At 42.5% G+C, this 22431-nt stretch carries 19 protein-coding genes, 1 pseudogene and 1 riboswitch; of the genes and pseudogenes, 2 read left to right on the top strand and 18 right to left on the bottom strand.

The annotated features are described in order from the left end of the window. Positions 1-23: 23 nt before the first annotated feature. Genes lplA through KFZ58_RS01390 form a run of 4 tightly spaced genes read right to left on the bottom strand, consistent with a single transcriptional unit; the run spans position 24 to position 3126 of the window. Positions 24-1055: a lipoate--protein ligase gene (lplA, locus tag KFZ58_RS01405; RefSeq protein WP_235793099.1), complete on the bottom strand. Its 1032-nt coding sequence runs from the start codon at positions 1053-1055 to the stop codon at positions 24-26. Positions 1056-1071: 16 nt separating this feature from the next. Next, complete coding sequence (locus tag KFZ58_RS01400; protein WP_235793098.1) at positions 1072-1956, bottom strand: SIR2 family NAD-dependent protein deacylase; 885 nt, start codon at positions 1954-1956, stop codon at positions 1072-1074. Positions 1957-1965: 9 nt separating this feature from the next. Further along, positions 1966-2760, bottom strand: coding sequence for a protein-ADP-ribose hydrolase (locus tag KFZ58_RS01395; protein WP_235793097.1), 795 nt, complete (start codon positions 2758-2760; stop codon positions 1966-1968). A 3-nt stretch (positions 2761-2763) separates the two neighbouring features. After that, the gene (locus KFZ58_RS01390) at positions 2764-3126 is read right to left on the bottom strand and encodes a glycine cleavage system H family protein (protein WP_235793096.1); all 363 of its coding nucleotides are present in this window, start codon (positions 3124-3126) and stop codon (positions 2764-2766) included. 257 nt (positions 3127-3383) lie between these two features. On the opposite strand from KFZ58_RS01390, the gene KFZ58_RS01385 reads away from it, so the two are divergent. Beyond that, positions 3384-4568, top strand: a complete 1185-nt coding sequence (locus KFZ58_RS01385) for an NADH-dependent flavin oxidoreductase (protein ID WP_304956829.1) — start codon at positions 3384-3386, stop codon at positions 4566-4568. Between the two features lie 93 nt (positions 4569-4661). Here KFZ58_RS01385 and KFZ58_RS01380 read toward each other — a convergent pair whose 3' ends face one another. From KFZ58_RS01380 to KFZ58_RS01335, 10 genes and pseudogenes are all read right to left on the bottom strand, one after another. After that, on the bottom strand, positions 4662-6095 hold the full coding sequence (locus tag KFZ58_RS01380; RefSeq protein WP_235793094.1) for a sodium:solute symporter family protein: 1434 nt from the start codon (positions 6093-6095) through the stop codon (positions 4662-4664). Between the two features lie 369 nt (positions 6096-6464). Continuing rightward, on the bottom strand, positions 6465-7151 hold the full coding sequence (tenA, locus tag KFZ58_RS01375) for a thiaminase II (RefSeq protein WP_235793093.1): 687 nt from the start codon (positions 7149-7151) through the stop codon (positions 6465-6467). Positions 7152-7190: 39 nt separating this feature from the next. After that, positions 7191-7549 (bottom strand): annotated as a pseudogene (locus KFZ58_RS01370) (Lin0512 family protein). A 164-nt stretch (positions 7550-7713) separates the two neighbouring features. After that, positions 7714-8493: a hydroxyethylthiazole kinase gene (gene thiM / locus KFZ58_RS01365; protein ID WP_255695000.1), complete on the bottom strand. Its 780-nt coding sequence runs from the start codon at positions 8491-8493 to the stop codon at positions 7714-7716. Positions 8494-8695: 202 nt separating this feature from the next. Then, positions 8696-9175, bottom strand: a complete 480-nt coding sequence (gene thiW / locus KFZ58_RS01360; protein WP_235793091.1) for an energy coupling factor transporter S component ThiW — start codon at positions 9173-9175, stop codon at positions 8696-8698. Between the two features lie 142 nt (positions 9176-9317). Beyond that, positions 9318-9429, bottom strand: a riboswitch (TPP riboswitch). 112 nt (positions 9430-9541) lie between these two features. Continuing rightward, positions 9542-11086: a solute symporter family protein gene (locus tag KFZ58_RS01355; protein ID WP_235793090.1), complete on the bottom strand. Its 1545-nt coding sequence runs from the start codon at positions 11084-11086 to the stop codon at positions 9542-9544. Then, positions 11083-11430 (bottom strand): DUF485 domain-containing protein, encoded by a 348-nt coding sequence (locus KFZ58_RS01350; RefSeq protein ID WP_235793089.1) that lies wholly within the window; start codon positions 11428-11430, stop codon positions 11083-11085. Before KFZ58_RS01350 ends, KFZ58_RS01355 begins: the two co-directional genes overlap by 4 nt. Before the next feature lie 199 nt (positions 11431-11629). After that, positions 11630-12388: a LytR/AlgR family response regulator transcription factor gene (locus KFZ58_RS01345; protein WP_235793088.1), complete on the bottom strand. Its 759-nt coding sequence runs from the start codon at positions 12386-12388 to the stop codon at positions 11630-11632. Positions 12389-12487: 99 nt separating this feature from the next. Further along, on the bottom strand, positions 12488-14236 hold the full coding sequence (locus KFZ58_RS01340; RefSeq protein ID WP_235793087.1) for a LytS/YhcK type 5TM receptor domain-containing protein: 1749 nt from the start codon (positions 14234-14236) through the stop codon (positions 12488-12490). Continuing rightward, positions 14233-15777 carry a solute symporter family protein gene (locus KFZ58_RS01335; RefSeq protein WP_235793086.1) on the bottom strand — a complete coding sequence of 515 codons (1545 nt, stop codon included), beginning with the start codon at positions 15775-15777 and terminating at the stop codon, positions 14233-14235. The genes KFZ58_RS01340 and KFZ58_RS01335 overlap by 4 nt, the downstream gene beginning before the upstream one ends. A 169-nt stretch (positions 15778-15946) precedes the next feature. On the opposite strand from KFZ58_RS01335, the gene KFZ58_RS01330 reads away from it, so the two are divergent. After that, positions 15947-17035, top strand: coding sequence for an NADH:flavin oxidoreductase/NADH oxidase (locus KFZ58_RS01330; protein WP_235793085.1), 1089 nt, complete (start codon positions 15947-15949; stop codon positions 17033-17035). 376 nt (positions 17036-17411) lie between these two features. On the opposite strand, the gene KFZ58_RS01325 is transcribed toward KFZ58_RS01330, so the two are convergent. The 4 genes from KFZ58_RS01325 to KFZ58_RS01310 all read right to left on the bottom strand — a co-directional run bounded on the left by KFZ58_RS01325 (position 17412) and on the right by KFZ58_RS01310 (position 22430). Further along, positions 17412-18425, bottom strand: a complete 1014-nt coding sequence (locus tag KFZ58_RS01325; protein WP_235793084.1) for a WD40/YVTN/BNR-like repeat-containing protein — start codon at positions 18423-18425, stop codon at positions 17412-17414. A 414-nt stretch (positions 18426-18839) separates the two neighbouring features. Beyond that, on the bottom strand, positions 18840-20642 hold the full coding sequence (glmS, locus tag KFZ58_RS01320) for a glutamine--fructose-6-phosphate transaminase (isomerizing) (RefSeq protein ID WP_235793083.1): 1803 nt from the start codon (positions 20640-20642) through the stop codon (positions 18840-18842). A gap of 473 nt (positions 20643-21115) precedes the next feature. Then, positions 21116-21835: a hypothetical protein gene (locus tag KFZ58_RS01315; protein WP_235793082.1), complete on the bottom strand. Its 720-nt coding sequence runs from the start codon at positions 21833-21835 to the stop codon at positions 21116-21118. Positions 21836-21842: 7 nt separating this feature from the next. Continuing rightward, a complete protein-coding gene (locus KFZ58_RS01310; protein ID WP_235793081.1) occupies positions 21843-22430 on the bottom strand; it encodes a cob(I)yrinic acid a,c-diamide adenosyltransferase in 588 nt (195 codons plus the stop codon). Position 22431: the final 1 nt, after the last annotated feature.

The raw sequence follows: 22431 nt of genomic DNA, 5'->3' as shown, positions 1-22431 counted from the left end.
CTTCTTCCTGCGTCTCATAGTGCTTACGCCTTTTCACTTAAGATAAAGCTAACGAATTCTTCTTTCGTTAGCTTTCCAAAGTAATTAGCCAGATCCAGCGGCTCTAACGCATTTAATAAGTCCTCTTTTCTTAACCGTACCCCGACTAAAGCTTCTTCCACTTCTTTTATTTCTTTTGATCCGAAGAAGTCACCCGTAATCTGGATGGAAGCAATTTTAGCATGCTCAACGCCTAAGCCGACACTAATCGTTCCAATTGGAAAGCGTTCTGTTAAACTATATTCGAACTGATGAAAGCGACCATAGTTCCAGTCCCAATTATGGTATTTCTCTGCGGCAATTTTATCGACACCCGCCCAATCCTCTGGCGTTAATTCATATCGCTTCGCTTCACTGACGTCATTAACTTCAAGTAATTGGCAAATCATGTAATCCGTAAATTCCCAGACCGTCATTTCCTGATATTCTGGTGCTAAATAAGGACGGATTGATCCTATTCGACTACGGACGGACTGAATCCCATGTGCTTCAATTTTCTTTTGGTTTGGATTCAAGACGGACACAATTGCTTCATAATTAGGATCTAATAGTAACGAATACCCAGCATAAACGCGGCCTTTCTGTAAAGTCATCGCTGAACCAGAAATTTTCTTACCATCTAAAACTAAATCATTACGGCCTTTGTATTCTACATTATCTACACCTAAATTCTCCAGTGCTTTGACGACCGGTTCATATAAACGTGCATAGTTCCCATAAATGTCAGTACTGCCATCAAATAAGAAACAAAAACTCATATTACGATCATCGAGGTAAATCGCACCACCACCTGATTCTCGGCGAATGATTTTAATATCATGCGCATCCATATAAGGCTGATTTACTTCTTCGTATGCATTCTGGAATTTTCCAATTTGAACAGCTGGGTGCATCATATAGGCGAACAAAACATCATCATCTAAGAAAATATGATCTTTCACATAGTCTTGTAAGGCCATTACCATTCCCGGATCATAAATCCATTCTCCATTACGCTTCGATTCAATTAAATACATACGCTACCTCCATTATTTATTCAGGTGCCACTGAATGTAAGACGCTTGCGATATCTTCATCAATTCTTACTGTTTGCGTGAGAATCGCTTGTGGAGTGAAGTAATCCTTCTGATTCATTGTCACAAACAATGATTTAGGATTTCCTTTAGTCATTTGTTGAAATGGATGTTTAATAAATTGCGGCGTTGTATGCCCAACCCCAATTTCCAAGAAGAGTATTTTCTTCGCTTGGTTCTCTTCTAAGAATTGCTTGTAACGCGCTTTCTGCTCATGAAAATGATCATCCTCCACCATTCCTTTTACTTCATCACGTTTGTTCACTTCCATAACAGCTCCACATTTCGGACAATACGGAACTAAATTTGCAGGTATCTTCATATCCGATTGTTCCCTTGCCATTTGGCGTATTAAGGCTTCATCATGATACGTCTGTTGATGACAATGCTCGGAACATTGCCATAGCCCGTACTCTCCTTGAATACGAAACACTTTATCCATATCGAAATCGGCCGCATAAAACGCATTATCAGCATTCGTTGTAATAATATGATAGTTTTTATCCGATATTATTTGGCGCAGATCAACATATGCCTTTCCAACTGGCTGATCAAAGAAATTCAACAAACTGAAGCGACTTTTAAAAGCCCAATATTCTCTCGCGTCCTCAAAATCAAAGACACTTGCTTGCAGCATATCATAGAAGCGATACTTCGCAATGAAATCGGGAAAAGCGTCCGTAAATCTTTTCCCTACATATGTAAATCCAGTCGCTGCAGACATGCCTGCACCAATCCCAATGACAATTGCCTCAGCTTCTTCTATTACTTGATGTAAAAAATCAGCTTGTGACATGGATGATTCCATCGGTAATGCCTTCCAATGTGTTTGCATTTGTTCCATAACAATCTCCTATTCTTTTATCCCTAATAATGACTGATAAATTTGTAGGTCCTCATCTTTAAACACATTAAAGATAACGTTAAGCGTTGACCCGGTATCACGTAAATATGCTCGCGCAGTCTGAATCGCAATCTCAGCCGCACGCTCGTTAGGGAAATTAAATTCACCTGTTGAAATACAGCAAAAAGCTATCGTCCCTTGTTGGTGCGCATCTGCCAAAGCCAAACAAGAACGATAGGACGAAACTAATAATTTTTCCTTTAAGGATGAGACACCACGATCGTCGATATAAGGACCGACTGTATGAATGACATTGTCAGCTGGTAAATTGTAAGCCTTGGTTATTTTTGCTTTACCCATCGGTTCTCTGCGGCCTTGTGCTTTTATTAGCTTGTCGCAATCTAATCGCAATTGTACACCAGCACGTGTATGTATAAAATTGTCAATACAGTCATGATTAGCTTGCGTACAACCCAGAAAATCACTATTGGCTGCATTAACAATTACGTCTACCGCTAGGCTAGTAATGTCGCCTTGCCATAAATAAATTTGCGGTTGTGCGTCTTCCAAATCATTCAATGAGGTTAATGGCCGTTCGGTATTCCACTGTGTTAAGAAGGCATCTTGAACCGCCATAAATTGTTCTGTTACTGGTTCAGGGGGTCGGACATTACACAGCCCCCGAAATAATGCTAATTTTTCCTGTGCAGTATCCCTTTTGTACTTCACCACTTTGCCCTTCACATCTATGTTCTCGTTCCATAAATAGTCAATTAGATAGTCTAATCTCTCCTCTTGGTCCATACCCTACTCCTGTTCTGAAAAGTATCTTGTAACTCCTTCTAATTGGTTAAACGCCTCTTCATCAACATCCGTTAATGTAACCATCCAATTATCTTCTGCTTTCGCTGAATTCAACAGTGCTGGTTCACTTATTAATGCTTCATTTCGCTTAACAATTTTACCAGCCAACGGGGAAGCCAATTCAAGAACCGTTTTCGAAGCTTCTAAATTTAAAATGGTATCACCTGCTTCAAGGGTATCAGTATCAGCAACTATGTATTCAACAAAGCCAACTGTACCAATATCATCTTGTAACTCTGGCGTCATACTTAACGTATAATCATCACCATTTTTTTCAATAAATAAATATTCGCCACGCTTTTTCATTATAAATCCCTCTTTCTTTTTAAATATTATAATATATTTAAGTATATCATATTAGCAATACCTACCTCCAACAGGGCAGCTCATTCTTTTTTAAAAATGTATTAGGATAGCAAGTTATAACAACGTATGTTAAATTTATCTTGAACAAATCTATTATATAGGTAGAAAAACTGTATCACATTGACACTATCTGGCAAAGTGGTAGCTTTAAGTTAACAGCAAGTATAGCGTGATGGAGGGAGTTGGGTAATATGCGAATGAAAACAACGGAACAATACAGACCTTTATTTGAGACAATAACTCTACCAAATGGTATTGAATTAGATAATCGTTTTGTCCTGTCACCAATGATCACAAATTCTTCAACTGTGGAAGGTTATGTGACGCAAGAAGACTTAGCATATGCAAAGCGACGCGGTCGTTCAGCACCCTTACAAATTACAGGGGCCGCTTATATCGAAGAATACGGTCAATTGTTTGAATATGGTTTTAGTATCGATGATGACCATAGTATCGAAGGACTTAAAGAACTCGCTCAAGCGATGAAAAAAGATGGTGCGAAGGCAATTATTCAATTAACACATGCAGGTCGTTTTTCCAAAATATCGCTTAAGGATTTCGGTGTCGTTTATGGTCCAAGTAAAATGCACTTGAAAACTCCCGTTGAACATACGGTTTTACCGATGACCAAACGTAAAATCAGGCATGTAATTACTCAATATGCTGACGCAACCCGTCGTGCGATTAAAGCCGGTTTTGATGGCGTTGAAATTTCAAGTGCCCAGCGCTTATTAATTCAAACATTCTTATCCACTGTTTCAAATCAGCGTGATGATGAATATGGCGCGGGGAATATTGAAAATCGTTCACGTTTTGGTATCGAAGTGATGGAGGCTGTTCAGAAAGTTATTGATGAAGAAGCACCTGCTGACTTTATTCTCGGGTTTCGCGGCACACCAGAAGAAACACGCGGGAATGAAATTGGCTACAGTGTAGAGGATTTCTTTTATTTCATGGATCGAATTATGGGAGTGGCAAATATCCACTATTTAGCTACTGCAAGTTGGGGCAAGAACATTTATAAACAAACGATTCGCCAAGGTAAATTTAAAGGTGAAATCATGAATCGTATTGTGTACGAACATATCGCTTGTCGTACTCCGGTTATGGCCACTGGCGGTATCAACTCACCAGAAAAGGCACTTGAGGCCCTAGAGTTCGCCGATATGGTTGGTGCATCTACACCTTTCGTTACCGAACCTGAGTTTGTTACCAAATTAAAGGAAGGCCGGGAAGATGAGATTAACTTAGGTTTTTCTCCAGACGAAATAGCCGATTTAGCAATTCCGGAAAGAGCTTTTAAAGACATTGTTGAATTAATGGATATCGGCGGATCGCTTTCAGAATCCTCCCGTCATGAATTTCGTAAACTGTATAAATAATGCTCAGGAAAACACCAATCCTTATTGAACTCATTTAGAGGTAAGGATTGGTGTTTTTTCTGGGAAATAAATTAGCTTTGCTTATAATCGATTTTATTTCATAGTTAACGCTGCGTTTTGATTATTATGTCTTGTTAAAAACGTTACAATCAGCAGTATTGCTATCGATAATGGTAAACCGATAAAAATAGGATGTAAACCAAAAGGATGGCCTAAAATCTGCCAAATGACTGCTGCGACCAGACCTCCCCACATGGAAGCAATACCAGCAGCTTTGGTCACCTTTTTCCAAAATAAACCAAACATTACTGGTGCTAATAGACCTGAGACAGACATCGCCGTTCCAGTTACCATCAGGTTAACCAATCCAGGAATTGCCAATGCTAACACAAGGGCAACAATGGATACGATTAAAACGGAAATCTTACTGTAAATAAGCATTTTTTTATTATCAAGATGTTTGAAGTTTGGCCTGATAATATCGTTTACGATAGAGGATGACCCCGCTAAAAGAAAGGAGTCCGCACTAGATATAACGGCCGCCAATAACACAATAACCATCACAACCACTAAAGAGAACGGAAAAACATCCCCAACAACACCGTAATAAATGTTTACTGGATCAATATTTTCCAGTCGTAAACCGAATCTGCTGAACACACCGATTGCAACAGCAAATGCACCTATTAAAACAGCAATGATCATCGAAACCCAATATCCATTCATTGCGGTTTTTACATTTTTGGCTGCCCAAACACGCTGCCAAAGATCTTGTCTAATAAATTGAAAAACGCCTAACGTCAAGAGATATATGAATATTTCACTTGGGTCAATATTCATCACGCTGAGCATATTTTCTTGATTAACGGAGCTGGCGTTTTCTGAAATTGTATCCCATCCCCCGGTGGATATCACCACTGTTATAAACAAGGCGATGAAGCCCAATGTTAGAATTGTTCCGTGAATAACGTCCTGCCAAATAACAGTCTTCAGTCCGCCAAAATAAGTTTTAAATGTCAACAATACCCAGCCGATAAAAATTCCCAAAGTCACATTTAACCCGATTGTCAAATTCAGTATCGTGGCAATAGCAACAAACTGCATACCGGTCATGGCACAATAGGAAAATAATATACTAATAACAGTCGGAATACGAGCTTGATTACCATAACGCAAGGAAGTATAGTCACCCACCGTGACCATGTTATGATTTTCCCCCAGGCTTCTGATCCGCCTGAGCAAAAATGATGCAAAAATAATGACACAAAGGAACATCGAGATATGTATCCACTGCTCTCCCATTCCTAAGCTATAACCATTCTCCATATAACCTAATAATGTTGATCCGCCAACGCCAGTTCCAATAAATGTTAAAATTATAGGAAAAATTGAGACAGATCTGCCGGCAACATTATAATCTTCATACGTTTTCGTTTTCCGGTTTATATATAATGCCAACACAAATAGAAAAATAAAATAAACAACGACAATGACTGATAATATAATTCGTTCATTTCCACTAAACATATAATTACTCACCTCTAAAAAATTCAAATAATATAAAGCTTATCATAAACCTCCTTGTGGTGTGCCTTTAACCGGGAAACCTTGTAGCGTGGTAATTATATCTGTAACCGATAATGAATGACATAACCCTTCAGTATTAGAAAATTAAACTGCCTGACCTATACCTTAATTACCATTTTCCTTAGAAATGAAACACGTCGAACGGCTTTTTTGCACCGGTTATGTCTCCCGATTCTTTAACGAATATTTATTTCTCAGTGAATTTTTGCATCAGCTTGTACAGGCGAGGGTGCGAATGTTTATGTGCAAAAAACTAACATAGTGCTTACATTAATGCGGGGGCACTATGTTCCATAATGGAAAAAATAACTAAATATTTGCTGCTTGTTTCTCTTCCGAAAGCCACGTTTCAAACGTATAGGCCATTTCCCAGAAGGCGAGTTCATATTCTTTGGCCATCACAAACTGAGCTTTAATTTTTTCTTTTTCCACCTCGCTCGCTTTAGCTACCAGATCATCCAGCAAGTCAATCATCTCACAGGTAGATTCTTGGAACCAATTACTTGCATACATCTGAATCCAATTGTCGTAAATTCCTACTCCAGGTTTAGCATCCCGATTTTCCAAGCCAATATCGGCATATAGCCAGTAGCATGGAAGCATCGACGCAACGATTTGCGCCAGGCTGCCGGACAATGCAGTTCGATACAGATGGGATGTATACGCATAGGCTGTTGGTGTTGGCTTAAAATTACTTAAATCGTCATCGGTAATATTTAGAATTCGGGCGTGTTCCTTATGAACGGTAAGCTCTGCTTCAGCGGTATTTTGTGCTTTTCCAGCTAATAATGCAGCCTGACTAAAATCATCCGCATGTGCGGCGGCAAATGCATGGACTTTTCCATAATGCTTCAAGTAATAGATATCCTGCATAATATAATTTTTAAATGTTTCCAGTGGTAAATCGCCTTTGATAATACCCTGGACAAATGGATGATTCATGCTGTACGCCCAACTTTGTTTAGTTGCAGTTTTCAAGGATTCCGAAAATCGCATTGCTATGTCCTCCTTAAATTTAATGAAAAAAACGTCTACTTAGTATCCTACTTCCACTGCAGCATTCACCATGTACATCAAATCATTTTTATCTTGCTGATCTTCAAGGAAAATGCCGCTTGTCGTTGCCATACCGCCTGTTATAACCTCAACCGAGACACGGCCATATGGAACCATACTCTTAATTTTGTCGTGTTCTAATTGATCCAAATCTTGAGGAATCGCTAGTTTTATATTTATCTTCATATTATTTATGCGCCATCAGGCAGCATACTGCGAATACCGAGCATTGAATTATAATGAATAGCGTCCTTTACAGCACGACACGCTGCCACATTGACATCTTGTCCATGTACATCGAGACCAGTACCGGTTTCTATAAAAAGAATTTTTTCCATAATGAAATTCCTCCATTAACTATAATAATTGTTATGTCCTTGCGTTAGCCAGCTGTTCCATCGGGTGACAGAAATCATTCTGTAAGTCGATCAATACGAGGCAGTTTTCTTATCAAGCAATGACTCCTGCATCATTTACACAACTCCTTCACATCGTTGTATACTTATTGTTCCAGGTGTTGATGAGCAGCAATGGTGTCCTCGTTCAAAAAATATAACTGATCCAAAAAAGTCGGAATAAATGAACCTGGTCCTGTCGCTGTTTTCATGGCTAATTCCGCTGCAATTCCATACCCCGTTACTGCTTCAATGCTTGCTTCGTAAATATCTTCTCCAGCTACACCGGCAAATGCACCGATAACAGAGGTGAGCAAGCAGCCACTGGTCGTGATGTTTTGTAGCATGACGTGTCCATTTTTACAAAGGGAAGTTCTTTTTCCATCTGTGACGATATCCGTTTGGCCGGTCGCAATAACGACCGTTTCATACTTTCGCGCCACTTTTTCAGCAATGGAAGGATCATTTTCTTCAAGAGAACTATCCGGACTCGTTGTCTTTTCCAATGATTCGCCTAAAACCGCAATTTCACCGGCATTGGCACAAATAGCAGCTATTTTAATCTCGGACAGAATTTCATGAATCACAGTTGTACGAAAATCAGTCGCACCAATTGCTATGGGGTCTAAAAAAACCGGTACTCCCGCTTCATTTGCAGCTCTTCCTGCTACCATCATTGCTTCTGCCCGGGCTTTGCTTAAAGTTCCTAAATTTAATATAACAGCATCCGCCTTCCTTGCCATTTCGTCTGCTTCTTCTGGCATGTTGGAAATCGAAGGAGAGGTGCCCACAGCTATCAATCCATTTGCTATAAAATTGGAACCTACTTCGCTCATAATATTATAGATCAGCGGTGATTTTTTTCTTGTTTTCATCAGGTATTGCATGATAAGACCCCTTTCTTTTAAAATTGAATAAGAAAACTTAATTATGGGAAGAATTGCTCCTACTGACCACTCGTTAAACCAAAATTGAGAATTCCTGCTCCTCCTGTTAGATACGTTCCGGTAATCGTTAATGCATCGTATTTTTGTCATTTTATCAATCCTTTTCCATGACATGCGAGGGAAGCGATTAAAATAATGTTTCTTAAATGTGATGTTTGCTTATTTTTTTAACTCTTGCAACAATCATCCACCCTATTAATGAACCTGTTATACTACTAACCAAAAATGACGGCATGAAAAAAAGGGCTCCAACTGAACTTCCCATTAGCAGCTTAGCAAAAGGAACGGAAAATAATGAGGAAATGACCCCGGTCCCAATGATTTCTCCAATAACTGCCCACCTGTATTTGCGAAATTTGTTATAAAGATACCCTGAAAGGAAGGCACCGATCATTCCCCCAGGAAAAGCCAATACCGAACTAGTGCCAGTCAAAACACGGAGCAGCCCAATCATAAATGCAACACTTACAGCTGGCTTTGTTCCAAGTATAACAGCTGCCATAACATTGACGGTATGTTGAACTGGATACGCCATCAGTAGACGTGCTGGAAACCAAATAGAGCCAATTGTTCCAATAGCCACAAAAATGGCCATCATGGTCAACATTCGTGTTCGATTCATATATCGTGTTTCCCCTTTTCAAGAAAATGATTAGCTCTTCATATTAATTGTTCTTATTTGTCTCGCAGACCCAATCATTTAGGAAACAGCTAAAAAATAAAGAGCCAAGTCTATAAATAAGACCTGGCTCGAATAATCGATTTTATTTCTTCGACTACTTCCCTCCGCTGGTATTAACCAGATCAGGTCTGTAAGAGTCGGAAAGCTCCACGCTTTCCTCTCAGCCCGCATTTTGGGCACCTCTAGTAGTTACTTTTTATTAACTTATTATTCTCATCCTAACACAAGAAAGGGGTCTGTCAAGTATTTACGGGAACCATTGTTGTTGGAGAACCTCGAGTCTCCTCGGAACAGAGCACCTCCTCCTTAATGACTTGATCCACTGGCTTTATAACCCGTATTCGCCTTCACCTTCACCTCCGCATAGCGTCTCAGATCTTTTTCTTTAGAAAGAATCGTCCCAAGATAACCGCCCAAGAAGCCTATTGGAACGGAAACGAGTGCAGGATTATCCAGCGGGAAGATAGGCTCCCCGGTAAATAATGCCGCTCCCTCGACTGGTGAAAACACACTCGGACTGATAGACACCAGTACCAACGCTGAAATCAATCCGCTTAGCATCGCGGTAACGGCACCTGACGTGTTGAACCGTTTCCAGTAAACCGTGTACAGGATTACCGGCAAATTGGCACTTGCCGCAATACAGAAGGCAAGTGAAACAAGGAACGCCACATTAAGATATTGGGCAAACAGCGCGAGAACAATGGCCAGCACCGATACGATCAGGGAAGCCGTACGAGCTGCAACTACCTGCTCTTTTTCCGACGCTTTTCCTTTTTTGATTATTTGCCCATAAAAGTCATGGGCCAATGCCGAGGCTCCTGAGAGCACAAGGCCCGCGACCACAGCCAGAATCGTGGCAAATGCGACCGCTGATATGAAAGCAAACAGGAGATCTCCGCCAATTGCTTGTGCCAGTAACGGTGCTGCCATATTTCCTGCCGGGTTGGCCTGAAGAATCGCACTTTCCCCGACAAACGCCGCTGCACCAAACCCTAAAAATAAGGTCAATATATAAAAGGCTCCGATCACCCATGTTGCCGTAATGACCGAGCTTCTTGCTGTTTTAGCATCCCTTACCGTGAAAAAGCGCATGAGAATATGCGGTAATCCAGCAGTACCAAGCACAAGTGCCAGCATCAGGGAGATCGTCCCCAGCGAGTCGGTATACTGCAGCCCCGGCTCCAAATAAGCCGCACCATGACTGGTGGCCGTTTTCATATCAGTAAACATTTGTCCAATATTAAAGTTGAACCTGAGCAGAACGAGAAACGACATGATAACCATACCAGCCATTAGAAGCACAGCTTTCACAATCTGCACCCAGCTTGTCGCTGTCATCCCACCAAACAGTACATAAACTGTCATCATGACACCAACAATCAGAACGGCCAGCCAATAATCAATCCCGAATAAAAGCTGAATCAAGGCACCTGCGCCAACGAGCTGGGCGATCATGTAAAACGTGCTGATCGTCACCGTGCTAAATGCAGCTGCTCCCCTCACCTTTCTCGCATCAAAGCGAGAATTGATCATATCTGCAAGCGTGTATTTACCCAGATTCCTTAACGGCTCGGCAACCAGAAACATGACGACCAGGTAGGCAATCAGGAATCCGATCGAGTAAAAGAAGCCGTCAAAACCATAAAGCGCAATTGCCCCGGCAATCCCCAAAAAGGAAGCAGCCGATAAGTAATCTCCCGCAATGGCTAGCCCGTTTTGCATCCCGGTCAGACCGCCGCCTGCGGTATAGAAATCACCGGCTGTCTGGGTCTGTTTCGCAGCAAAATAGGTAATCACTAGCGTCAGAAGGACAATAGCAAGAAAGAGAATAATAACTGTCGGGCTCATTTATCATTACCTCCTTTCTGTATTTTTTCGATGATTTTATCCGCCTGTTTGTCAAACGTATTCGCCTTCTTCACATAAACCATACACAACACCCATGTCATCACAAACTGGGCAAAGGCAAACAGCCACACCCAGGAAATATCTCCGATCGCCGGTGTGTTCAGAAAGGTCGTATACGTTGTCAAAATCGGCAGCAAGAAGTAAAAGATCAGGAAAAAAATCGTCCATGGAACAATAAATTTTTTCTTGTCTTTCATAAATTTTTTAAACGATGGGCTATTAGCAACCTTTACGTAATCAACTTCTTTCTCTTTCTGCTGCTGATATTCTTTTTCTAAAGCCATGTGTATCCTCCTTGTTTTGTCATTGAATATATGCCGAAGCTGAATATTCACATTATTGTCAGCCTGTAATTGAATTTTGCTGCATATACCCTCCTTCAATTTGAAAGCGCTTGCTAAAAGTATAAAGAAGAAGAAAAACGCTGTGGGAAAATCCGTTTCAATGGTAGAAATCCTTGCACGAATGGTCGCCATACCGTTATCAATTGCCGAAAATATTAAATAATTGCTTTCTCGCTGCGCGGCTTACTGGTATCGTAGTCTGGTTTTTGTCCTTCAAAGTCACATTGCTTGTGCCATTAAACCATGGAGTAATTTCCTGCACATGATCCAAATTCACCAGATAGCTCCGGTGTGTCCGGAAAAAGGAGTGCCCTTTTAGTTTGTGTTCCAACTCCTGCAGGGTCATTTTACTTGTAATCACCTGATTCTCTGTATGTATTTCCAGCATTCGTTTAAAAGGGGCAGCATAATAAATCGATTCCGGTGCCACCACCATCATCCGCTCGTCATCATCAATCAGCAGTTTTCCCGGTGTCGGTGTCGTCTGTTGCTGGTAAGCAGCTACTTCTTTTTTGGATCTCAATTGCTCAAGTTTATTGCGTGCCCGCTGCATTGCTGTTTGAAAGCGCTCCGCATCATACGGCTTCAATATATAGTCGACCGCTTCGATTTCAAAGGCTGTCACCGCATATTCCTCGTAAGCGGTGGTGAATATAAACAGCGGTGGGGCCAGGTAAGCAAGCTCGGTAATCTTTTTCGCTGCCTCCACCCCATGCATCCCCGGCATATGAACATCTAAAAATACCACCTCCGGTTCATGCTCCACGTATAATTCGATTAACTGCTCTCCTGTCACTGCACTTGGACAGGCAATCACATCCGGTTCGTCTTTCAGTAAATACGTCAGTTCCTCCCTTGCCAGCTCCTCATCCTCACAGACCATGACATGAATACTCATTGCAATACCTTCTCCCTTTTTTCTGCTTTGTAGAAAAAATAAAAAACTAAATTGTAACTTCTTGTCAGCAGAGGACTCGATCAACTCCAGCACCAACGGCTAGTATGCTTCCGTTTTTGTTTCAATCTGAAAACTCACTTCACTACCACCCTCCGGCAGATTTCTTGCCACGAGACGCGCATCTTCCCCAAGCAGGCTGATCAGACGCTGGTTAACATTGTATAAACCTGTTCCACTGTTTTTCTTTTCCATCCGTACTACCTGGCCGGCCTCTCTAACAATATCCTCCGGAAAACCAATACCATTATCGCGAACGCTGACATGGACATGACCGGCAACTTTCACGATGCGGACCTCAATTTCCCCGCCTTCCGTAACCGTAGCCAATCCGTGCTGCACACTGTTTTCAACGAGCGGCTGAATGGTCGATGGCGGAATGGAAAGCTCCGCCAACTCCTCTGGCTGCACAAATTGAATATCCAGCCGGCTGGAAAAACGCCGCTGAACAATATCGATATACGCCTGCACGTGCTGGCATTCCTTATCCATGGAAATCAGCTGTTCAGAGACCAATTTAATATTAAATCGCATAAAATGAGCCAGTTTCACCGTAATATGGCGCGCTTCCGCAGGATCTTTGCGGACAAGTGCCGCAATCATGTGAAGCGTATTAAACAGAAAATGCGGATTGATTTGCGCCTGCAGATTACGAAGCTCAGCATCACGGCTGTACAGCTCTAGCCGCTCTCCTTTTATCGTTTGAAGCTGATTGGAAATAAGTTGACCCAACCCTCTTGCCAGCATCAATTCCACCGGACGAATATGCTGGGATTTCTTAAAATATAGCTTAATCAGTCCTGTCGCTTCATTTCCTTCCATAATCGGGATAATGATCGCCGCCTCTAATGGACATTTTTCCTGTTCGCACTCTATATCCTCTCGGGAATGGGCGATGAGCATTTGCCCCTCAGCAATCGCCCGCTTGGATAAATCGGTGGTGATTTGGTTACCCACCAAATGATGGTCATGCCCCAATCCGCGGTGTGCCATGATTTCTTTCTCGGTTGTTACACTAACTGCTGCCAATTTCAGCCGCTCATACAAAAGATCAGCAATCCCATTTGCCCGCTCAGCAATCGATTCGTTTTTTAAATAGGGAATGGCTTCCTCAGCCAGCGCCAATGCCTGTCTCGCCGCCTGTGCTGCCTCATTTTCCTGCTCCCTGAGAACAATCCCAATCATGGCGGTAAATATCGCTATGGCAATACTGTTGGAAAGCACCACAGGCAAACCGATCGTGTTGACCACCGCGATCATATCCATAGTAGTTGTATCAAAAATCAGCAGCAAATGTATCAGCAAAATTGGTGGAAAAACTCCGATGAACAAAGCCTTCATCGGTGAAATCACCCTTTCCCGGGAAAAGAACCGGGCAGTATACCCTGCCAAAAGCCCAGTCAGCGGGTTGACCAAACTGTTGGCCAAAAAGCCGACCCCGCCGAGCATAAACAGATGCGCACCAGCAATGACCCCTGCTCCGGCACCAACCAGCGGACCGCCCAAAAGCCCAGCAATCACAATCGCGACAAGGCTGGAGCTAACAATCATCTGATCATCCTCCACTGTCCAGACGAAATTCCTTAGCACAGTAAAGTCCTCCGTAATCACTACCCCGGTAATCGTGCCGGCAATTCCAAACAAACCAAACATCCCAGCATGAATCAGCGCCATTTTCCCGCTGAATTCCCGGTAAATTAGAGACCGGAACCCCGGAATTCTCGTCAGGACGAAAGCAATCACCAATAACAAGCCTAATCGTTCAAACAGGATAATCGTAAGTTCCATCATCGGCGTTCACTCCCAGCATCCATCCCGGTGTGCGCCTTTACAGTGAATTTTGCAAAATCTGCGGCGTTTTCTGGTGTCTTTCCGGAAAATATCGTCCCTAAATAGGCGCCCAGAAACCCGAATGGAATGGCGATAATACCGGGATTATAAAGCGGGATCAGCGGCTCGCGTAATATCCATCCATGATCCGGATGCATGATATGCGGGCCAAACAAGACTAGGACAAACGCACCGGCGAGTCCAGTGATCATCCCGGTAATTGCCCCCGCCCGGTTAAATCGCTTCCAATAAATCGTGAACATTAGTACCGGAAGAATGCTGGATGCTGCGACAATAAAGGTTAAAGACACTAGAAACGTCACATTTATATTTCTTAACCCAAGGGCAATCAGGGTGGAAACCAACCCGATAATAAATGCAGAAACCTGCGCCGCACGAACCTGTCTTTTTTCCGTTGTCTGCCCTTTTTTCATAATATGAAAGTAAATATCATGAGAGAATGCAGTCGTCGCGGAAATCACCAAACCGGCAACCACAGCGACAATCGTCGTAAAAGCAATCGCCGATATAAACGCCATCAGGAAATCCCCGCCCAATTGATCTGCCAGCAAGGGTGCCGATAAATTGCCTGTTTCGTCAAGAGTGATCAGTTGCTGGTACCCGACCAACGCCACCGCACCAAGCCCCAAAACGAGGGTAATGATATAAAATACGCCGATAATTCCGCTGGCAGCGAGCACGGATTTTCGCACTTCCTTCGTGTTCCTTACTGTAAAAAATCGAATCAAGATATGCGGCAACCCTGCTGTCCCAAGAATTAAAGCAAGCTGAAGCGACAGACTCTCCATTGGGTCGGCAAATAAATTTCCGGGCAGGAAGAACTGCTCACCCAGCGGAGTGCCAAGCTGAACCTGTTGGAGTAATGCTGACAAATTCCAGTCAAAGCGGGAAAAGACGATCAGTGACAGCAAAAAAGTTCCGGAGAGGAGCAACACGGTTTTCACAATCTGTACCCAAGAAGTCGCAAACATCCCGCCAAACACTACGTAAATAGTCATCAGACTTCCAATAATCAGAACAGAAGTGGAATACTCAATGTCGAGCAGCAAACGAATCAAGAGTCCAGCCGCCACGAGCTGGGGGATCATATAAAGCACGGAAATTATCAGTGTGCCTACAGCCATTGTACTTCTCACTGTATCAGACGGAAAACGCGCACATATCACATCACCAAGCGAATATCTCCCCAGGTGATGCACCGGCTCAGCAATAAAAAATAAGACGATCAAATAAGAAACCAAAAAACCAATAGCATACATAAACCCATCAAAACCATGCAGCGCAACCATACCGACAATCCCTAAAAACGACGCAGCACTGATATAATCCCCGGCAATCGCCATGCCGTTCTGCATCCCTGTCAAACTTCCCGCTGCAATATAAAACTGATTTGTCGTCTTGCTTTTCCTCGCCGCCCAGTAGGTGATGATTAATGTGCAGACAATAATGCAAAGAAAGAAGAGCAAATAGGTAATGTTCATTTCTCGTCACCTTCAATTAGTGGACATTCGGATCCGGATACTCTCCTGTACTTTATCTATGGTATAAATGATAAATTATTAAGAAAAATACGTAAAGTGGAAAGGTTTTTGTTGAAATAATATTAATGATATTATAAGTGATATAACAACAAATAAGGAGGCTTCACCTATGCCACATCTTTTTTCTCCATTAACGATCAAGGATTTAACGTTACGAAACAGAATCGGCGTCTCTCCCATGTGCCAATATAGTGCAGATGATGGCTTGCCGAATGATTGGCATCTCGTTCATCTTGGTTCACGTGCCGTTGGCGGTGCGGGGCTAGTTATTGTTGAAGCTACATCTGTTGAACCACGAGGACGAATTTCACCTGAAGATTTAGGGATATATTCCGAAAGACACACAGAAGCTTTCGGGCGGATCACGCAGTTTATCAAAGACCAAGGAGCTGTTCCTGGAATTCAATTGGCACACGCTGGGAGAAAAGCATCTACATATGCACCTTGGAAGCAAAATGACTACGGTGTCGATGTTTCTGATGAGCAAGGTGGATGGGAAGTTGTCGGGCCAAGTGCTATACCCTTTTCAGAAAACAATCGAACACCAAAAGAACTGTCGATTAACGATATTCATGAGATCCAAGAAGCGTTTCGTCAAGCGACGATCAGAACTCGAGAAGCAGGGTTTCAATGGGTCGAATTTCACGCGGCGCATGGCTATCTGGCACACAGCTTCTATTCACCTTTAGGAAACGAACGGACAGATCAGTATGGAGGCAGTTTTGAAAATCGTATTCGATTCGTGATTGAAACGACCCGGATCATGCGTCAGGAATGGCCGGAAAACTTACCATTTACCGTTCGTATATCTAGCTCCGATTGGGTTGATGGCGGTTGGACGATTGAAGATTCTATCGAACTGTCCAAACGTTTAAAAGAGGAAGGAGTGGACCTTATCGACTGCAGTTCAGGCGGAAATACATCGAATCCATCGATTGATGTTGGTCCAAGCTATCAAGTTCCTTTCGCCGAAAAAATCCGACATTCCGCGAACATTGCAACAGCAGCTGTAGGCTTGATCAACCAAGGCATGCAAGCAGATGATCATATTCGTAACGGTCGCGCCGATATCGTACTTATGGGGAGAGAAATGTTACGGGATCCATATTTTCCGTTAAAAGCTTCCCATGATGTTCACCAGACAGATAACTTGGATATACCGCCCCAATATGAGCGTGGGTGGACAGGCTGGAATTAAGGATTGAGCCCAGTATTTTTTAACATAGGATGTTGCTTCTGTATTAATAGAAGTTCTGAATAAGAAAAATATATTTGGTAAGAAACTGGAAACCTTGCAGGGCGAAGAATCTATCCAAGGAGTGGTTGAGCAAATTTAAATTTAAGTACAAAAGATTTTTGATAAAATATCAAAAACTACAAAAGAGACAACTTTGTGGAGTTGCCTCTTTTTTTGCAGTTAAGAAAGCATATCATATTTCTTACTGCAAAAGTGCAACTAAGGCTGTCACCGAAAGGCTTGGTGACAGCCAAGTTTTCTAAAATATCGGTATCTCAGCGTCCGTGAACCTCTCCAGCTAATCCAAGATTTTGAAGGAGACTTCTCGGCAAAGCTGTTAAATCAACGCCAGCCCCTGCGTTCTTTTACTTTTCAAATGATCCGGCCATTCCACCGGTACTTTCTCCCAAGTGCGCCCGGCATCATAAGAAATATAAAAGCCGAGATTATTAACTCCGTAGAAAACACCTGGCTCGTCTGCATCAGAGGCCAGCGCAAAAACAGTGGAGCCCTCCGGTTCAGGAAGACCATCATATACAGGAATCCAAGAACCGCCATTTTCGCGTCGCACCAAAATCGTACTTGCTCGCGAAGGGTCATATGCTACACGCGGGCCTTTTGCAGCCGATGCTACCATCGTATCTGCATCACCCGGATCCACGGCAATATTGACCAGGTAGTTATAGGGTTCCAGCCCCTTGTTGACTGTCTGCCAAGTGTTCCCAGCATCAAAACTTTCGGCATACCCGCCACCCGCGGCTTCGTATATTCGCCCCGGAACTTGAGGATGAATCGTTAATGCATGGCAATCATATTGGGAATTCGGTTTGCGATCCTCCCAACGCCCCCCTTTATTTTCACTTTTCATGACACCGCCAAGTTCAATCCCGACAAAGATACGATTTCCATCATGAATATCCGGTTCAATCCAACGCACATGATGGGTATGGGGACGAGGTGGAAAGCTCCAGGAAGATCGTGACGGTAATTCTAGTAATCCCGGGCAATCAGTCCATGTTTGACCACCGTCTTCGGAACGAAATAGGCCGCTGGGTTCCGTGCCTGCCCATACAACACGATAACCATTCCTTTCCTCAATTGGACTGACGGCCACACTCATTACCCGGTTATGTGTTATGCCTGGCCCGGCAGGCTCCCACGTCTCGCCACTGTCATCACTAATCCACAGACCATTGTCAAATGTCCCCCCATACAGCCTTCCAGGCAGAGAGGGATCTGCTGCAAGACTCAACAATACATTCGGTGCCGATCTTTCTTTCATCACCCAATCATTCTCGATTTTTTGAATTTCATAAACAGAACTTCCCGCGGAAAAATATAAGGCTTTCATGTCTTCACCACCTTGGTGTATTTTAAATTTTGATAATTAACCACCAGATAAACGCTTAAATACCTCTACCCTTATTTAGTTTTCAAAAACATCTTCCTGCTATTCTTTCAAATTGTAAAAAGAGTGAATAGCAATTAAAGATCCTTTAAATTATGTAACATTTTTCACCCTCATAACCCAAGCTTTTCGCTTTTTGTTGAACAAATTTTGGAACAAGTTCATTTTGTCTATCCATCATCTTTCTTTCCTTTCTTATCTTAAAACGTATTAGAACCAATTTCCTGACCTTCTTTAATCCACTTATCGACTTTAGATGTTCTTTTTCGTTTCGCCACAAAAACACCCCTTTAGACAATCATATCCAAAGGGGTAAATTTTTTATAGACGGTTAAACTTTATTTCAAATCTAAAAAATTACTCAACAGTAACTGATTTAGCCAAATTCCTCGGCTTATCAACATCACACCCACGATGCAATGCCGCATAATAAGCCAACAGCTGCATTGGCACAACACTTACAAGTGGTGTCAGCAGTTCATGCACATGTGGCAAAACAAATGCATCCTCATCCTGCTCCAGACCTTTCATGCTAATTACCATTGCATTCGCACCGCGTGCTACAACTTCCTGCACGTTACCTCTGATTGAATAGTTCACATTCGCTTGAGTTGCCAGTGCGATAACCGGTGTTCCCGCTTCAATTAGCGCAATAGTTCCGTGCTTCAATTCTCCTCCGGCAAAACCTTCTGCCTGGATATAAGAGATTTCTTTCAGCTTCAATGCTCCTTCTACACAGACATTGTAGTCTGCGCTGCGGCCGATGAAGAATGCATTGCGTGTTGTTGGTAAATAGTCTCTTGCCAGGCCTTCAATCTCATCTTTCTGATCTGTTAAAATTTCCATCGCATTTGCGGCAATGGCAAGCTCCTGCATGGGATCGAATTCTAACTCAAGACCTTTTGCCTGTGCCGTATCTACTGCTAAAATTGCGAGTACCGCAATTTGTGCCGTGTATGCTTTTGTTGAGGCAACGGCAATTTCCGGCCCTGCATATAAATTTAAGGTGTAATTTGCTTCACGAGAAAGGGTGGATCCTGGCACATTTGTCATCGTTAATGCTGGATGTCCCATTTCTTTAATTTTTACTAGTACGGAACGGCTGTCAGCAGTCTCTCCACTTTGTGAGATGAACACAAATAATGGCTTTTCTGACAACAGTGGCATGTTATATGAAAATTCGCTTGCTACATGGACTTCAACTGGAATGTTTGCGATTTTTTCAATGAACGATTTACCAACCAATCCGGCGTGGTAACTTGTGCCTGCAGCAATGATATAGACGCGGTCTGTTTTTTGCATAGCGCTTCGGATATCTGCATCAAGCTTCAGTTCATTGTTTTCGTTTTGGTATTCGTTGATAATTTTACGCATAACAAATGGCTGTTCATCAATTTCTTTCAACATGAAATGCGGATAGGTTCCTTTTTCAATATCACTCATATCGATTTCTGCTGTATACGGCTTACGGTCAACCACTGCACCACTTAGCTTCTGGATTTCAACAAAGCTGCGGTTCACAATGACGATTTCCTGATCGTAAATTTCCAGGTATTGATCCGTCACTTTTAATGTTGCCATTGCATCACTGGCAACAACATTGAATCCATCGCCTAAACCTATCAATAATGGGCTTTTATTTTTTGCTACATATATATTGTCTGGATCTGCCGTATCGATCATTGCAATTGCATAGGAACCTTTTAAAAGGCTTATGGCCTGACGAAATGCCTCAGCTGTATCCTGATATTTGTCAAAAAGCTTTTCGATTAGATGAATGACAATCTCCGTATCTGTTTCACTAACAAAAGCCGTATCGTTTAGATATTCTCTTCTCAATTCCTGATAATTTTCGATAACACCATTATGAACAAGAGTAAATCTTCCAGACGCACTAGTGTGTGGGTGTGCATTCTCTTCACTTGGCACACCATGTGTTGCCCAGCGGGTATGGCCGATTCCCATTGTTGCATGAGCAGTATTATCCACGCTTTCTCTAAGCGTTGCTATACGGCCTTTTACTTTCGTAAGATTTATGCCGTCTTCGTTTAACATTGCTATTCCAGCTGAATCATAGCCGCGATATTCTAACTTTTCCAGTCCATTTAATAAAATCTCTTTCGTATCGTTTTGCCCGATATAGCCTACAATGCCGCACATATCGTTGTCCTCCTTAGATGAAAGGGGCAGACAAAAACGACCTTCCTTCTGTTCTATTTCCGGGGGCGTTATGCTGCCCCTTTCTCGTGATTGTTTTGGCATCTCACTTTATCCTTTGGCCAACGAGTCACCTCATTGTTTTGGAGAACAAAGCCTATCGATTGAGATGTACAATCGGGAGGAATCCGCCGAACTTCTCGATTAACCTCCACCTCGTCAACTATTTTCAATCATCGGTCTAAAAAATAGTCCTGGCGCTTTTTCTTGCTTTTGTAACTTCTATGCTCCTTTCTATTTTTGACTGAAGTCTATCGCCTCATTTGCGAGTAGACTATTACATTTTATCTAAGAATGAGTAGGCGGTCAACAATTTTTTCAATGAGTTTAAGTTAGTTTATGAAGGTGATTTGCGATGTGTTCATTTTGTTGGCCCATCTCATGAAACACAGGTAAGCTTGCAGGGATTTTATCCGCTACAAGCTAGATCCCTCAGAAGGCACTAAATGATGAAAAAAAGATCCTGTGGCCTTCTGGATTGTCTCTAAATTACTGTTGTCAAAAGCGATCAAGATACAAGTCGCCGGGCCACCCGACTTTTCCAAATCAATATCAGAGGAAAGCTTATCGTCCCGTTTTGTCCAACTTCTCCAAGCCGCTGCAACTCCCTTGGAGCCAATAGGCAACACTGCTTTTACCTCTTCCATCTGACAAAACCTCTGAAACAAAGCAAGTGGTATGACTTCATCCTGCCGCTCGAGTACTTCGTTCCCAACTAATGGGGCTCCAATCACAGCAAATTTTTCTTCACCAGACCATTCAGAGTCTCGGTTATCCTCTATTGTTCTGGTCCCAATAACCGTTATACCAAGACCTGACTGCAGACTGGCAAAATTACTTTCCGTACTTCCCGTGATTGGAAGCATATCCCGCTCCAACGCTTTCAAAACATCTTCGGCTCCATTTTTATAATCCTGCCAGGCTTTGTCACTGGTAAAGTTTTGCATGACAATTGTTCGAGGCTCTGCTCCTTCAGCAAGGCATTCCATCATAGCAACACGCAAGGTTGAGTAACCTACAATTGTATTCGATGTACTCACCGCATCCTGTGGTTTTTCACCGATAGCGCCACTATTATCAGCAGTAATGACTAATTCTTGATCGGCGTTTAATGGTACTATGACAGCATTGCTCATCTATTCCTTAATCCTTTTTCTTCTTATTGCTGCCACGGAAAACTTTGGCGCTTCGTTCATATTCTACATCAGGGACATCTAGTCTGGCATTGATGACACGTGCTACGGCAAATAAATAATCAGACAAGCGGTTCACATATTTTAATGGGATGGGAGAAACCTCTTCTTCAGCCTTCATCAGCGATACAATGGCTCTTTCTCCCCTTCTTGCAACTGTCCTGGCAATATGGAGGGAAGCCGAAGCATCTGAACCACCTGGTAAAATAAATCGTTCCAGTTCCGGTGCTTCATCTATCAGTTCATCCATTTTGTCTTCCAGATAAGTGATAGGTTCTTCGGTTAATGGATGTTCCCTTTTCTTCTTTGAGATATTGGATAATTCGGATCCGCAATCAAATAATTCGTGTTGAATTTTCTCCAGGTCTGCTACAATATCTTTGAATAATTCCTTATCTAATTCTGAGACAGCCTTTCCTACAAACGAATTCACTTCATCAATGGTTCCATATGCTTCAACACGGATATCATCTTTATCGACTCTTCCGCCAATGACACTTGTTTGGCCTTTGTCTCCAGATTTTGTATATAATCGCATT

It is taken from the genome of Virgibacillus sp. NKC19-16 (assembly GCF_021560035.1).
In the GTDB taxonomy this organism is placed as follows: domain Bacteria; phylum Bacillota; class Bacilli; order Bacillales; family Amphibacillaceae; genus Virgibacillus_L; species Virgibacillus_L salidurans.
The sequence above is the reverse complement of the archived record's forward strand: the minus strand, read 5'-3'. Positions and strand labels throughout refer to the sequence as shown.

What these genes read in the sequence shown, in the direction of transcription:
- lplA (WP_235793099.1), bottom strand. Translation starts at nt 1,055, where the DNA reads ATGTATTTAATTGAATCGAAGCGTAATGGAGAATGGATTTATGATCCG.
- KFZ58_RS01400 (WP_235793098.1), bottom strand. Translation starts at nt 1,956, where the DNA reads ATGGAACAAATGCAAACACATTGGAAGGCATTACCGATGGAATCATCC.
- KFZ58_RS01395 (WP_235793097.1), bottom strand. Translation starts at nt 2,760, where the DNA reads ATGGACCAAGAGGAGAGATTAGACTATCTAATTGACTATTTATGGAAC.
- KFZ58_RS01390 (WP_235793096.1), bottom strand. Translation starts at nt 3,126, where the DNA reads ATGAAAAAGCGTGGCGAATATTTATTTATTGAAAAAAATGGTGATGAT.
- KFZ58_RS01385 (WP_304956829.1), top strand. Translation starts at nt 3,384, where the DNA reads ATGAAAACAACGGAACAATACAGACCTTTATTTGAGACAATAACTCTA.
- KFZ58_RS01380 (WP_235793094.1), bottom strand. Translation starts at nt 6,095, where the DNA reads ATGTTTAGTGGAAATGAACGAATTATATTATCAGTCATTGTCGTTGTT.
- tenA (WP_235793093.1), bottom strand. Translation starts at nt 7,151, where the DNA reads ATGCGATTTTCGGAATCCTTGAAAACTGCAACTAAACAAAGTTGGGCG.
- thiM (WP_255695000.1), bottom strand. Translation starts at nt 8,493, where the DNA reads ATGCAATACCTGATGAAAACAAGAAAAAAATCACCGCTGATCTATAAT.
- thiW (WP_235793091.1), bottom strand. Translation starts at nt 9,175, where the DNA reads ATGAATCGAACACGAATGTTGACCATGATGGCCATTTTTGTGGCTATT.
- KFZ58_RS01355 (WP_235793090.1), bottom strand. Translation starts at nt 11,086, where the DNA reads ATGAGCCCGACAGTTATTATTCTCTTTCTTGCTATTGTCCTTCTGACG.
- KFZ58_RS01350 (WP_235793089.1), bottom strand. Translation starts at nt 11,430, where the DNA reads ATGGCTTTAGAAAAAGAATATCAGCAGCAGAAAGAGAAAGAAGTTGAT.
- KFZ58_RS01345 (WP_235793088.1), bottom strand. Translation starts at nt 12,388, where the DNA reads ATGAGTATTCATGTCATGGTCTGTGAGGATGAGGAGCTGGCAAGGGAG.
- KFZ58_RS01340 (WP_235793087.1), bottom strand. Translation starts at nt 14,236, where the DNA reads ATGATGGAACTTACGATTATCCTGTTTGAACGATTAGGCTTGTTATTG.
- KFZ58_RS01335 (WP_235793086.1), bottom strand. Translation starts at nt 15,777, where the DNA reads ATGAACATTACCTATTTGCTCTTCTTTCTTTGCATTATTGTCTGCACA.
- KFZ58_RS01330 (WP_235793085.1), top strand. Translation starts at nt 15,947, where the DNA reads ATGCCACATCTTTTTTCTCCATTAACGATCAAGGATTTAACGTTACGA.
- KFZ58_RS01325 (WP_235793084.1), bottom strand. Translation starts at nt 18,425, where the DNA reads ATGAAAGCCTTATATTTTTCCGCGGGAAGTTCTGTTTATGAAATTCAA.
- glmS (WP_235793083.1), bottom strand. Translation starts at nt 20,642, where the DNA reads ATGTGCGGCATTGTAGGCTATATCGGGCAAAACGATACGAAAGAGATT.
- KFZ58_RS01315 (WP_235793082.1), bottom strand. Translation starts at nt 21,835, where the DNA reads ATGAGCAATGCTGTCATAGTACCATTAAACGCCGATCAAGAATTAGTC.
- KFZ58_RS01310 (WP_235793081.1), bottom strand. Translation starts at nt 22,430, where the DNA reads ATGCGATTATATACAAAATCTGGAGACAAAGGCCAAACAAGTGTCATT.